Annotated in this window: 11 protein-coding genes; 2 read left to right on the top strand and 9 right to left on the bottom strand. The window is 46.7% G+C overall.

From position 1 onward, the window contains the following. The first annotated feature begins 6 nt into the window (after positions 1-6). Positions 7-255, top strand: coding sequence for a hypothetical protein (locus A3L04_RS04890; RefSeq protein WP_068578681.1), 249 nt, complete (start codon positions 7-9; stop codon positions 253-255). Here the strand turns inward: A3L04_RS04890 and truD are convergent. Then, a complete protein-coding gene (truD, locus tag A3L04_RS04885; protein ID WP_068578683.1) occupies positions 224-1456 on the bottom strand; it encodes a tRNA pseudouridine(13) synthase TruD in 1233 nt (410 codons plus the stop codon). The genes A3L04_RS04890 and truD overlap by 32 nt on opposite strands. A 74-nt stretch (positions 1457-1530) precedes the next feature. Between truD and A3L04_RS04880 the strand changes: the two genes are divergently transcribed. Next, complete coding sequence (locus A3L04_RS04880; protein ID WP_068578684.1) at positions 1531-2880, top strand: ATP-binding protein; 1350 nt, start codon at positions 1531-1533, stop codon at positions 2878-2880. Here A3L04_RS04880 and pth2 read toward each other — a convergent pair. From pth2 to A3L04_RS04840, 8 genes are read right to left on the bottom strand one after another with little or no spacing between them, the layout of a single operon-like run. Continuing rightward, positions 2855-3211, bottom strand: a complete 357-nt coding sequence (pth2, locus tag A3L04_RS04875; RefSeq protein WP_068578686.1) for a peptidyl-tRNA hydrolase Pth2 — start codon at positions 3209-3211, stop codon at positions 2855-2857. The genes A3L04_RS04880 and pth2 overlap by 26 nt on opposite strands. Before the next feature lie 31 nt (positions 3212-3242). Beyond that, positions 3243-3890 carry a 30S ribosomal protein S7 gene (rpsG, locus tag A3L04_RS04870; protein ID WP_068578688.1) on the bottom strand — a complete coding sequence of 216 codons (648 nt, stop codon included), beginning with the start codon at positions 3888-3890 and terminating at the stop codon, positions 3243-3245. 5 nt (positions 3891-3895) lie between these two features. Beyond that, positions 3896-4339, bottom strand: a complete 444-nt coding sequence (locus A3L04_RS04865; RefSeq protein ID WP_014734529.1) for a 30S ribosomal protein S12 — start codon at positions 4337-4339, stop codon at positions 3896-3898. A 10-nt stretch (positions 4340-4349) separates the two neighbouring features. Further along, on the bottom strand, positions 4350-4787 hold the full coding sequence (locus tag A3L04_RS04860; RefSeq protein ID WP_068578690.1) for a NusA-like transcription termination signal-binding factor: 438 nt from the start codon (positions 4785-4787) through the stop codon (positions 4350-4352). A gap of 8 nt (positions 4788-4795) precedes the next feature. Continuing rightward, a complete protein-coding gene (locus A3L04_RS04855; RefSeq protein ID WP_014734531.1) occupies positions 4796-5095 on the bottom strand; it encodes a 50S ribosomal protein L30e in 300 nt (99 codons plus the stop codon). Positions 5096-5098: 3 nt separating this feature from the next. Then, positions 5099-6289: a DNA-directed RNA polymerase subunit A'' gene (rpoA2, locus tag A3L04_RS04850; protein WP_068578692.1), complete on the bottom strand. Its 1191-nt coding sequence runs from the start codon at positions 6287-6289 to the stop codon at positions 5099-5101. A gap of 5 nt (positions 6290-6294) precedes the next feature. Further along, positions 6295-9018, bottom strand: a complete 2724-nt coding sequence (locus A3L04_RS04845; RefSeq protein ID WP_068578693.1) for a DNA-directed RNA polymerase subunit A' — start codon at positions 9016-9018, stop codon at positions 6295-6297. 3 nt (positions 9019-9021) lie between these two features. Beyond that, the gene (locus tag A3L04_RS04840; RefSeq protein ID WP_068578695.1) at positions 9022-12375 is read right to left on the bottom strand and encodes a DNA-directed RNA polymerase subunit B; all 3354 of its coding nucleotides are present in this window, start codon (positions 12373-12375) and stop codon (positions 9022-9024) included. Positions 12376-12381: the final 6 nt, after the last annotated feature.

Raw genomic sequence — 12381 nt, 5'->3', positions numbered from 1 at the left:
ATGGATATGCTGGTGAAGAAGAAGGGAGTGTTCACGGAAGAAGATGCCCTAAAGGTAATAGAAATGGCAAGCCAGAAGATGGAGAAGGAGATCATTGTTATGGCGTACAGAGTTACAGATGAAGCTAAGAGAAGGCTCTGGGACTACCAGAGAGCAGTGACACTAATGGCCGACCTTACGGGAGAAGAGAGGTACGTTAGGGTTGAAATTTTAGAGGGCTACGTCAGCGACAAGGTAAAGGGGATAGAGCTCTAATTTTCATAAATTCCCTGAGAACGCTCGTCGCGTAAACACCTTTGGGCAGGAAGAACCTGAACACGACGTCATTTCCCTCGATCCTATACGCAAATTTTCTCGGCTTTATTATGAGTTCCCTCCTACCTCCAGGCTCCCTCAGCGGTTTTGGAAGCTTTTTAAACGCCTCAAGGCTAATTCCTGCCTCTTCCAAGATTTCCTTTTCGAGTTTTCCTGGGATGCCTTCAGCTTTTCTCATAGAGTAGCCAAAGATCGGCCCGGAAACCATCGCTTCTCCCTTCTTTATCTTTGAGTTCACGAAGTCTACATTGGTTTCCGTCACCCTGTAAGTTCTCGTTCTGAGGGGTATTCCACGCTTGATCTGAACGACTATATCCCCTGGGAGAGCCTCATTTAACGGCAACCCTCCTTCGATTCTCCTCGAGAGGTATAAGTTGAATAGGTAAGCCTGAAATGCATGGATAAAGATCCTCAATATTGGCCTTGGAAGAACCAGAAAGGCCTTCTTCCAGCTTTTCGTCTCCTTGTACTTGTAAAGCATTGCCCTCTCGTACCTCAGGAACTTGGGGAATTCCTTGAGGGCCAGATCAACGTCTTTCGTCTCCAGGAATTTCCTTCTTGCCTCGTCTCCCTCCATGCCTTCCCCAGGATAACCCAGGAAGACCTCAGCCGCCTCCTCGTACTTCCCCTCAAGCAACAACCTACCAACTATATGGTTGACGCTCCTCTTCTCGCCGAACCTCTGAACTCCGAAGTAGTTGGGAAAGCCCCCTTTATTCTTTAATTCTGTAATTATGTCTTTAATTAATTCTGGCCTTTCCGCATCCCTAACCCTTATCTTAAACCAGTTGCCCAGGAGAAGGCCAAGCCTAAGTGGCCTACCATATCCAACGAACTTTATTTCTATATCCGCAATCCTGACCTGAGCAAGGTCAACATCCCTGCAGATGCTTATGTACTGGTAGGTTACAGCATGCCTATCCTTTGTTCCCGCGAAGCCGATCTCAGAATAGTGAATGCCAATTCTCTTCGCTATTTCCTTTATGGCTGCCATGGTCTCCCAATTTCTCTTCTTCAGAAGGTATATCCTGCACTTTCCACCCTTAAAAATCGATGAAGGTAAGACTTCCCGGACTATGAAATCCTCGGGATAGACTTTTATCCTTCCTCCTATTCCTGGGGTCTCGCTTAGGTACCTCATCCTCCTTAAGAGCTAAAGGACAAATAAAAAGGTTTCCACAAACGTTAAATAGTTCACGTTAGATTATTATAATCATGTGTGAACTATTTGTTGATAGGAGAGAAGAACTGGAACTGCTAAGGAGAGCGTACTCAAGCAGAAGGAAGGAGCTGATAATAATTTATGGAAGGAGGAGGATTGGAAAGACTAGGCTTGTTAAAGAGTCCGTAAGAGGAGTCAGGCATATCTATTTCTTTGCGGAGGAAACACTGGAAAAAGATAACTTGGATAACTTTAAGAGAATAGTCGCGAGGGGTCTCAAAAACAAGCTAATCGAAAAGGCTGAGCTTACCTGGGAGGAGCTTTTCGAGATACTAGAGGAAAACGAATATGTTGTCATAATAGATGAATTTCCAAACCTGATTAAGGGAAATAAGGGGATAGTTTCCAAATTCCAGAAAATCTTCGATCGCTCAAAGAGATTAAAGCTTGTCCTGACGGGATCATCAATAAGTATAATGGAGAGCCAAGTTTTAGGGTACAAGAGTCCCCTATACGGTAGGAGAACGTTATCTATAAAACTCAGACCCCTAAAGTTCTTCCACCTCAAGGAGTTCTTTCCCGAGAAATCATGGGAGGAACTAGTGAGAATATTTGGAATAACCGATGGGATACCAGCTTATATAGAGGAAGTTAAGTTTAGACTGGAATCAGGGGAAAAGCTCGAGGAAGTTTTCCAGCCAAACAAAATGCTGTTTGATGAGGCGGAATTTTTACTGAGGAGCGAATTGAGAGAACCTGGAAGGTACTTTAAGATACTGAAGGCGATAGCATTTGGGAATACAAAGTTCGGAGAGATAGTAAACTACACAGGCCTACCACCATCTACGGTATCTCAATATTTGGAAAACTTGAGGCTCCTACACATAGTCAAGGAGGAGTATCCACTTGGGGATATTGAAAAAGCCAGAAACAGGAGGTACTATATAAGCGACCTCTACTTCACGTTCTGGTTCAGGTTCGTCTATCCAAACAAAACCCAGCTCCTAGAGTTCGGGTACATTGAAGACTTTGAGCAGGAGTACAACAGGTACCTTGGATTCGTCTTCGAGAGAGTTGGGAAGGAATTCCTGATTGAGGCAGGCAAGAAAGACATGCTCCCCTTTAAAATCACCAACGTCGGAAAATGGTGGAAAAAGAACGAGGAGATTGATATAATCGGAATAAATGAAAAGGAGAAGAAGGTTTTATTCGTCGAAGTTAAGTGGGAGAAGTTAAGGAGCAGAGATATCGAGGCAATTTTAAGCTCATTGAAGAGGAAAGCTGAGCTAACGAGATTCAAGGGCTGGAAAAAGTACTACGGCATAATAGCGAAGGAGTACAGGGGCAGAAAAGGTCTCGTGTGGGATTTAAAGGATTTCAAAGAAGTTTTAGGTGACCTGTAACTTTATCTACTAATTCACCAGGCGCAGGACCCACGGCAAGAACGGTTATAGTTCCAGGGGGGATTTCTGTTAATCCAGCATCTTGAATTAACGCAGTAGGCAGGCCGAGCTTTTCGGCTTTCTCCTTCAGCTCAAAGAGATCTTCAAGCTTCTCAACTTTAACTACCACTTTCTTCTGTCCCTCGTTGAACCATCTCTCAAACCATTCTCTCTTTTCTTTGTAAGCCCTAAAAGCGGCAGTAACGGCCCCGTGGGCAACCTGAACAGCCAGTTTTCCTTTACTGAGCTTTAAATCTTTCCTAACAACGATAACCTGCTTGTACTTGAACATTAAAAACACCTAAGAGAAAAGGAATAGGAGATCAACGTGAGGATTCTGCAATCCTCTCAATCTCAAGCTTCTTGCTGTAGGCGTAGCTCTTTGGATCCTTGTTTGCAGCCAAGATTATCTCCTCAGCTAGGGCCTCAGCAAAGCTCATCTTGGTCCTGTAGCACTTGGCTGAAGCACCAAGGGCAATGTTCCTCAGCGCAACGTCAAGTCTCCTTAGTGGTGAAATATCAACTGCAACGTGGTACCTTATACCACCGAACATTACGCTCGTTGTATCTTCTCTTGGAGCAGCATTCTCGATGGCCCACACTAAAACCTGAATTGGGTTCTTCCCAGTCCTCTTCTCAATTATCTTGAATGCCTCCTTGACGACTTCGTAAGCCTTGACTTTCTTGCTGTTAAGTGACCTGTGCTCTCTCCTCATGAAGTGACCAGCAACCTTGTAGTGGCTTCCACCGCTCCTCATAATCTTGTTAATTAGCCTCTCCACGATGTGGACGTTTGCCTTTCCAAAGTGCTTCTTGGCATGCCTTCCATGGGTGTGGGGGAGCAGCCTTGGCTCGAGGTTTATGTAAGGCCTGAGTGATGGATCCCTAACTTCAACGTCTTCAGTGCTCCATCTTCCCATAACCCTGATCTCATTGGGAATGAAGAACCTCTCGCTCAATGGCTTGGCCATTGACTTCACCTCCTTGGCTTCTCCTTCCTACCCTTAACTAGCTCCTTGAGGGAGACCCTGTTTACTTTAACTACCTTATACCTGATTCCTGGGATGTCACCCATTGAACCACCCTTTGGACCACCGATACCCTCGATGATTACTTCATCGTGCTCGTCGATGAAGTTGATAGCACCAACACCAGGACAGAACGCGGTAACGACCTTACCGTTCTTGATGAGCTGAACTCTAACTGCCTTACGCATTCCTGAGTTGGGCTGCTTTGCTTCCACAGCTATCTTCTCAAGGACTATTCCTCTGGCCTGTGGTGCACCTTCGAGTGGATCGCTCTTCTCCTTGAGCCTAAGGACTCTCCTCTTATACCTGATATCGCTCCACCTGAACTTCTTCCTCTTGAGCTTTAACTTCCTACCGGCGAATTCACCATTTGGAGCCTTCTTACCTGGCATGAGCATCACCTTAAATTATTATCACATCTTCAATTCCGTGGTGTCTCTCCATTAATTGCTTCACAATATTAATGTTATGGCCACCCCTACCAATTGCCCTCGGCTTGTCCCTCGGATTAACGTCAAGGAGAGCAACCTTCTTGCCGTCTCTCTTTTCAGTTATGTGAACTCTTTTAACCTTTACGCCCATCGTCTTGTATATGTTCTTTATGAACTCTTCCGGATTCTCCGAGTGCTCCACGAGGTCGATCTCCTTTCCAATGAGGTTTTCGATTCTTCTGACGTTCATTCCCCTCTTGCCCAAGGCCAGACCCATTTCTCCCTTCTTGATGACGTAGATGAGCCTGTTCCTCTCCTGATCAATAAGACAATCAAGAACAGTGGCCCCTGTAAAGCTCTCGAAAAGCGCTATGTACTTTATCTGGTCTGTGTTGAGTTTCAGTGGCATTTTCTATCTCACCTCTTTGCCAGTGCTAGTATCTTGCTCTCGCCGGGGTCAACTATTGCAAGTGAAGCTACAACGAAGGGCTTACCAAGGAGTGTTCCCAACTCAACACTCGTTCCCTCAAACTCATAAACTGGAATGTCGCTGAGCTTCGCATAATAGTAGATGTCGTCCTTGATTTCCTTGGGAGCGTTCTTTGCAACGATTATTAGCTTAGCGCCACCAGTCTTTGCAAGCCTTATTGTTTCATTAGAACCGAGAATAACCTTACCAGTTTCCATAGCCTTCCTAAGCTCAAACGCTAAATCCATTCATCACACCTCCTCTTCCTTCTGTGGCCTTAGTGGTAGCTTCATTGTCAACTTAACTATGCCCGTTCCCACTGGAACGGGCTGCCCGATTAGGACGTTTTCAATTACACCGTTGAGGTTGTCAACTTCTCCCCTCTCGGCGGCCTCAAACAGGTGTTGCGTAGTTATCTCGAAGGCCGCCCTTGCAAGGACGCTTGCCTTTTCACCAACTACACCGTGCCTACCGATGGGCCTTACAATGCCATCAAGAGTCATTATATCAGCAACCAGCATGATATGCCTTATATCAACCTCAAGACCCTGCTCGCGCATCGTGTTTATTATCTCCTCTATAATGGCATTCCTTGCGGCCTCAATGCCCAGCACTTCGGCGATCTCATGGATGTTATTAGTTCTTGTCCTTGTGGGATCAACCCCAGGAACTTTAAGGACCTGCTTGAAGTTTGAACCCTCCGTATAGATCACGTATTCATCGCCTTCCTTCCTTACGATGGTCTTCCCAACGCCCGAGAGACCCTTAAGACGGTGCTTTTTAACCTTTTCGGCAAGCCTCCTAAGGTCTGAGATCTTCTCAACTTTCTTTGGCCTAACGATAAGCGTGTAACCCTCCGCCTCAAACTCGGCGCTCTTAAACGAGCCCTGAAGCTTCTTTAAGATTTTCTCCATTGTAAGCCCACTCTTCTCGAGTCTCTCGGGATCTATTTCAACTATAAATTCCATGTTGATAAGATCTAGAGTTGTGCTTCTCGCAAGATTCTCCAAGGTAGTTCCCTCAATCCTTCTCGCAACTTCCTCTGCCTTTGCCCTCTCATAGCGATGCTCTTCATCAAGATAAACAGTCATCATTGGCGTCGAAGGATTCTTCCTCGCATCGACTATTTCGATGATTCTGGGCAAACCTAGGGTAACGTTAATTTCGGCAACACCTGCATAGTGGAAGGTGTTGAGGGTCATCTGAGTTGAAGGCTCTCCAATTGACTGAGCGGCAACTGTACCAACAGCCTCACCAGGTTCGACTAAGGCTCTCTCGTACTCCTTTACAACCTCTTCAACTATCATTTCAACTTCTGCCTTTGTGAGCTTGTACTTCTCATTGTACTTCAAAAGCTTCTCATAGAGTTCCTGTTTAACGCTCTCTGGAAGGTTCTTCCCTTTCTTTTCAATTAAAGATTTAATAGTGGAGGAAGAGACCATAACAATCACCTCTTTCCATTTGCCCTAACCTTCAGCAGAGTTCTCACAATTATCCTATCAACATCCACAGTTTTTCCTCCCCAACTCTTCATGGGATCAACTCCATCTTCACCGTACTTGAACTGAACTATGACGCCCGTTGGATCCCTAACTGTACCATCGTAGTCAACTTTGAGATCCTGAAGAGCATTGATCAGCCTCCTCTGCATGTAACCGCTCTGAGCAGTTCTTACGGCTGTATCGACGAGACCTTCCCTACCACCCATAGCGTGGAAGAAGTACTCTTGTGGGCTCAGGCCGCTCTTGTATGAGTTAACTACGAATCCCCTTGCTCTAGCTCCAAGATCTCCTGGCTTGAAGTGGCTTAGAACCCTGCCCTTGAATCCTCTGTACAGCCTCTTACCTCTAATTGACTGCTGACCGAGCAAAGCTGCCATCTGGGTTATGTTAAGTATTTTACCTCTAGCTCCGGTCTTGGCCATGATAACAGTGTGGTTGTCCATACCAAGGTACTTTTCGGCTATTGAACCAGCATTATCTCTAGCTTCAGCAAGAACTGCCATGATCTTGCTCTCCAATGTCTCTTCAAGTGTTTTTCCTGGGAGAGGCTCAAGCTCTCCTCTCTTATAAGCCTCAATTAACCTTTGAACTCTCTCTTCCGCCTCCCTAATTATTTCCCTTATCCTGTCCCTGGCCTCCTCCGGCAGATCTTCGTCATCAATTCCCGTTGTGAAGCCCTTGTGAGTAATCACCCATATTGCAAGCTTTGTAACTTGATCAAGGAACTGTCTCGCTCTCTCAACTCCATACTCCCTCACTATGAGGTCGAGGATTATTCCATCCTCTCTACCATAGGCCTTTTTATCAATAGCACCACTCAGTAGTTTACCGTTCTGAATGTAAACAAAGCCATCGTAAGCCAGTTTCCTTACTTCCTCAGGATCAGGTATGAGCTTCTCCTCAATTAGCTTCTCTAAGGCCTCACACCTCTCAGGTTCGTCGCAGAGCTTGTTCCTATACCAAACCGTTAGGTCATCCGGGAGTAATAGGGAGAATATCGTCTTTCCGCTCCATAATGGTTTGCCATCTTCATATTTGTCGGGTTCAGGGAGCTCCTTAATGTCAACGCCGGCAAACATTAGCATCTGCTCAACCTCTTCCCTCGTGAAGTACGCTCCCTCTCTGGTTAGTAGGTATCCCCCTGAAATGTGATCCTGAATTCCACCTATGATAGGCCCTCCATACCTTGGGGAGAGAATATGGTTCTGAACTTCCATAAGTATTCTCGCCTCAGCCTGGGCTTCCTCGGTCTGAGGAACGTGAAGGTTCATCTCATCTCCATCGAAGTCAGCGTTGTAAGGTGGACAAACTGCCAAGTTAAGCCTGAATGTCTTGTAGGGCATTACTCTAACGCGGTGGGCCATAATGCTCATCCTGTGCAGAGAGGGCTGTCTGTTGAACAGCACTATGTCACCATCGAGAAGGTGCCTCTCCACTGTCCAGCCTATGTCAAGCCTCTCAGCGAGGAATTCCCTGTTACTCTCCATTATTCTAATTCTCTTCCCATCAGGATCGATGACATAGTTAGCCCCAGGATACTTGTCGGGACCATTGAGAACCATTTTCTTAAGCTTCTCAATGTTAAACTCCGTTACTTTCTCGGGAACCGTGAGTTCCATAGCTATTTGGATTGGAACTCCAACCTCGTTGATGCTTATCATTGGATCTGGGCTTATGACGGTTCTCGCTGAGAAGTTAACTCTCTTACCGCTTAGGTTGCCTCTAAATCTTCCCTCCTTACCCTTGAGACGCTGGGCAAGTGTCTTGAGGGGCCTTCCACTTTTGTGCTTTGCGGGGGGAACCCCCGAGGTTTCGTTGTTTATGTAAGTGGTAACGTGATACTGGAGGAGGTCCCAAAGATCTTCGATAATAAGTTGAGGAGCTCCAGCCTCGATGTTCTGCTTGAGCCTATTGTTAATCCTAATGATATCGACAAGCTTGTGGGTAAGATCGTCTTCAGCTCTAATACCAGTCTCAAGGGTAATTGAGGGTCTAACGGTAACTGGGGGAACCGGGAGAACCGTGAGAACCATCCACTCGGGCCTTGACTTCTCGGGGTGTAGGCCGAGGAGTGGGAGATCCTTATCCGGGATCTTCTCAAGTCTGTCCCTAACCTCTGTGGGCATCATCCTGTGCTTATACTCATTACCCTGCTCGTCCTTCCTTATCTCCCAGTAAATTGTTGGCTTCTCGAACTTAATGGGGAACTGAGGAGCACCACAGTGCGGGCAGACCATTCTCTCTCTTGCCTTCTTATGAATCTCCTTGAGTATCTTGTTCACTTCACTCCTCCTGTTCTTAGCTAGCTCAAGCTTCTTCATGTACTCCTCGATTTCCTCATCGGTGAGCTTTATCCTTCCACACTCTCTACACGTGCTTTCAAGGATTCTGTGTATGGTCTTGGCAAATCCAACGTGGATCACGGGCCTGGCAAGCTCTATGTGCCCGAAGTGACCAGGACACTCCCCGGCCCTTGCCCCACAGGTCTCACATCTAAGTCCTGGGTCAATAACTCCCATCCTTTTGTCCATTACACCGCCTTCAATGGGGTAACCGTCATCGTCGTAAGTGTCTGGGACTGTAACCTCAACTGCACTCATCTTCCTTATTTCCTGGGGTGAGAGGATACCAAACTCAATACTACCGATAACCTTCTTAACGGACTGCATGGCTCACACCCTCTCCGTGAGGTTTAACTTGGGTCTAATCACCATAGCCTTAAGCTCATCCAACAACAGCTTGAACGCATAGCTCATCTCAACCTTACTAATCCTCTCCTCCTCACCACACACTGGACAGTAGACCTTGTGCCTCCTCTTATCCTCTATTGCTATGTGACCACAGTTCTCACAGACCCAGACTTCGGTCTTATCGCTCTCCTCGAGTAGCCTCTCTATCAGTAGCATTGCCGCACCATGACCAACGAGGACGTCACGCTCCATCTCACCAAATCTGAGACCACCTTCTCTAGCCCTACCCTCAGTTGGCTGCTTGGTGAGAACCTGCACAGGACCTCTGCTTCTCGCGTGGATTTTGTCTGCAACCATGTGGTGGAGCCTCTGGTAGTAGATAACTCCCACGAATATATCTGCTTCAAGCCTCCTTCCTGTTATGCCATCGTACATTATCTCCCTGCCCGTGTGCTTGAATCCGAGCTCCTCGAGCTCTTTCCTGAGCTTCTCCTCAGGTTCCCCAATGAAAGCTGTACCGTCAACCCTTCTTCCCTTGAGTGAGGCTACCTTTCCGCCTATTGCCTCAATAAGCTGACCGACGGTCATTCTCGATGGAATACCATGTGGGTTAACGATAAGATCTGGTACTATTCCGCTCTCAGTCCAAGGCATGTCTTCTTGGGGGACGATTAGACCGATAACACCCTTCTGACCGTGCCTTGAAGCGAACTTGTCACCGAGCTCGGGAATTCTAAGGTCTCTCACGGTGACCTTTACGAGCTTAGTACCATCTCCAGTTTCCGTGATTATAACTTTGTCAACGATACCTCTTTCACTTGGCCTAACAGCAACGCTAGTTTCTCTCCTCTCCTGTAAAGCTACACTACCAAGACCTCTCTCCTCAAGGAATCTTGGTGGTGAAGTTCTTCCAATTAGGACATCTTTACCCTCAACCTTTGACTCTGGGAATATGAGACCGTCCTCATCAAGGTGCCTGTAGTACTTCTCACCCCTGTAGCCCCTAACCGTTGGGGCTGGGATCTCGAACTTATCAGTTTGACCGCCGAGATACTTCTTCTCCTCAGCCTCGTAAGTTCTGAAGAAAGTTGATCTGGCCAAGCCTCTCTCTATAGAAGCCTTGTTTATAATGATGGCATCCTCCATGTTGTAACCATGGTAAGCAAGAACGGCAACGACGAAGTTCTGGCCTGCAGGTCTGTCCTCGTAACCTACTGCCTTCATTATCCTCGAGTCAACGAGTGGAACCTGCGGATAGTGGAGGAGGTGGCCTCTCGTATCAACCCTAATTCTGAAGTTAGCCCATCCGAGACCAAGGCTCTGCTTTGCCATACCTGCCCCATAGGTGTTTCTCGGAGCTGCGTTGTGTTCTGGATAGGGGACTAGGGAAGCTGGCAGACCGAGGATTGCAGCGGGCATAAGCTCAAGGTGGGTGTGCTCTTCGGTAACTTCCCAGGGCCACATTGCAACATAGGCGTTTTCTTCTTCCTCAGCGTCGAGGTACTCAATTACACCCATCTTTATTAGGTCGCTCCACTTGAGTCTGCCTTCTTTTACGGCCTGAACGTGTTCCTTAGTTAGCCTTGGCTTTCCATTTTCCACTATTATGAGAGGCCTCCTAACTCTACCATCATCGCTGTTAACGTAGACCTCTTTAACATCTTCGTAGTAGGCAACGTTAATAACATCACTTATCTTCCCACTTCTCCTATCTGCCCTGATCTTCTCAGTCAAAGCTTTTCCGTCTTCAACCGTACCTATGAGAACACCATTGAGGTAAACTCTCCATAATTCAGGGCTTGGCCTTCTAACCTCTATTGGAACTACACCCAAAGACATTAGGTATTCTTTTACTTCCTTCTCAGGAACGGCAGTTGTAATCTGGGACATTAAGGCCAAGTTCTTAACGAGACCACAGTTTGGACCTTCTGGAGTCTCAGTTGGGCAGATCCTACCCCAGTGGGTTCCGTGGAGATCTCTAGCTTCGAAGTGAGGTTGCTCCCTATCTAGAGGTGAAGTTACTCTTCTGAGGTGGGAGAGAGTTGAGACGTAGTTAGTTCTATCAAGAAGCTGGCTGACACCGGTCCTTCCACCTGGCCATGCACCAGTTGCTAGGGCATGCTCAATTCTCTCCGTTAGAACGTCGGGTCTAATTGAATTTCTTATGAACCTATGGATATTGCTAAAAGTATACTTTTCACCTTTTCTTTGATAGGTCTTCGTCATCTGGTACTGAATATCTTTAACCAGCTGGCCGAATGCTACTCTGAATAAGTCCTTAAGCAGATCACCGGCGAGCCTGAGCCTCTTGTTAGCATAGTGATCCTTGTCATCCTCATCTCTTCTGCCCAGGGAAAGCTCAATTACCTTGAGGGCCATCATTCCGAGGTAGTAGGCTTTCCTAATCCTATCCTCTGGGTTTACACCCATATGAGGTAGGAGGTTGTTGTCTATCACGTATTCAGCCCTTTTCAGCCTGTACTCCCTCGCCTGTCCTGGGGCTACTAGCTTTCCTATGTACTCAAGGGCCTCCTGCTGGGTCGTTATGTCACTTGCATCCTCCAAGTTATCAAAGAGTATTTGCTGAACCTCAGGATCATTGCCAACAGCATCGACGATGTCCTTATCTCTCTCAAGCCCAAGGGCTCTCATGATGTAAACGAACTTAATGGGCTTAGGAACATTCGGAATCCCGACATAGAGAATTCCATCTTTCTTCCTCTCTACGGTGATCAATGCTCTATATCCATGTCTATATGAGAATACCTTTGCTACGTACCTATCCTGCCTCTCGTCTCTCTCAACAAGCGTCCTATTAGGAGCTATATCTTCAATAGATACTATAACTCTCTCAGAACCGTTAATTATGAAGTAACCCCCAGGATCCTTTGGATCTTCACCGAGCTTGATAAGTTCTTCATCGCTTAGGCCATAAAGCCTACAGACCTTAGACTTTAGCATTATTGGAAGCTCACCTATTCTAACCTCAACGGGCTCCTGTTCTATTCCCCTAATCACTGGAATCATTTCAAGGTAGAGCGGGGCAGAATATGTAAGATTCCTTATCCTCGCGTCCATTGGATATAAAGGCTTTCTCTGACCATGGGGCTCCTGGAATTCTGGTTGACCAACTCTGATTTTTCCAAATTTTACCTCGAAATCTGGAATGTCCGGCTTTATTCCACCGAACTCGTCAACAACCTCCTGAAGACCTCTCTCAATGAAGGCGTTGTAAGAATCGAGATGCTGTCTTACAAGACCCTTTTCCTGCCAGTAACTCTCCATAACAATCCAAAGATCGTCGGGAGTAACCTCTACAACCGTCGGACCTCTCATATTCTC

This window comes from Thermococcus chitonophagus (genome assembly GCF_002214605.1).
GTDB lineage: Archaea > Methanobacteriota_B > Thermococci > Thermococcales > Thermococcaceae > Pyrococcus > Pyrococcus chitonophagus.
Note: the sequence above shows the minus strand (reverse complement) of the source record. Positions and strands in the feature narration are given on the sequence as shown.

Bases quoted from the DNA above. Each gene is read 5' to 3' on its own strand.
- A3L04_RS04890 (WP_068578681.1), top strand. From the start codon at position 7: ATGCTGGTGAAGAAGAAGGGAGTGTTCACGGAAGAAGATGCCCTAAAG.
- truD (WP_068578683.1), bottom strand. From the start codon at position 1,456: ATGAGGTACCTAAGCGAGACCCCAGGAATAGGAGGAAGGATAAAAGTC.
- A3L04_RS04880 (WP_068578684.1), top strand. From the start codon at position 1,531: ATGTGTGAACTATTTGTTGATAGGAGAGAAGAACTGGAACTGCTAAGG.
- pth2 (WP_068578686.1), bottom strand. From the start codon at position 3,211: ATGTTCAAGTACAAGCAGGTTATCGTTGTTAGGAAAGATTTAAAGCTC.
- rpsG (WP_068578688.1), bottom strand. From the start codon at position 3,890: ATGGCCAAGCCATTGAGCGAGAGGTTCTTCATTCCCAATGAGATCAGG.
- A3L04_RS04865 (WP_014734529.1), bottom strand. From the start codon at position 4,339: ATGCCAGGTAAGAAGGCTCCAAATGGTGAATTCGCCGGTAGGAAGTTA.
- A3L04_RS04860 (WP_068578690.1), bottom strand. From the start codon at position 4,787: ATGCCACTGAAACTCAACACAGACCAGATAAAGTACATAGCGCTTTTC.
- A3L04_RS04855 (WP_014734531.1), bottom strand. From the start codon at position 5,095: ATGGATTTAGCGTTTGAGCTTAGGAAGGCTATGGAAACTGGTAAGGTT.
- rpoA2 (WP_068578692.1), bottom strand. From the start codon at position 6,289: ATGGTCTCTTCCTCCACTATTAAATCTTTAATTGAAAAGAAAGGGAAG.
- A3L04_RS04845 (WP_068578693.1), bottom strand. From the start codon at position 9,018: ATGCAGTCCGTTAAGAAGGTTATCGGTAGTATTGAGTTTGGTATCCTC.
- A3L04_RS04840 (WP_068578695.1), bottom strand. From the start codon at position 12,375: ATGAGAGGTCCGACGGTTGTAGAGGTTACTCCCGACGATCTTTGGATT.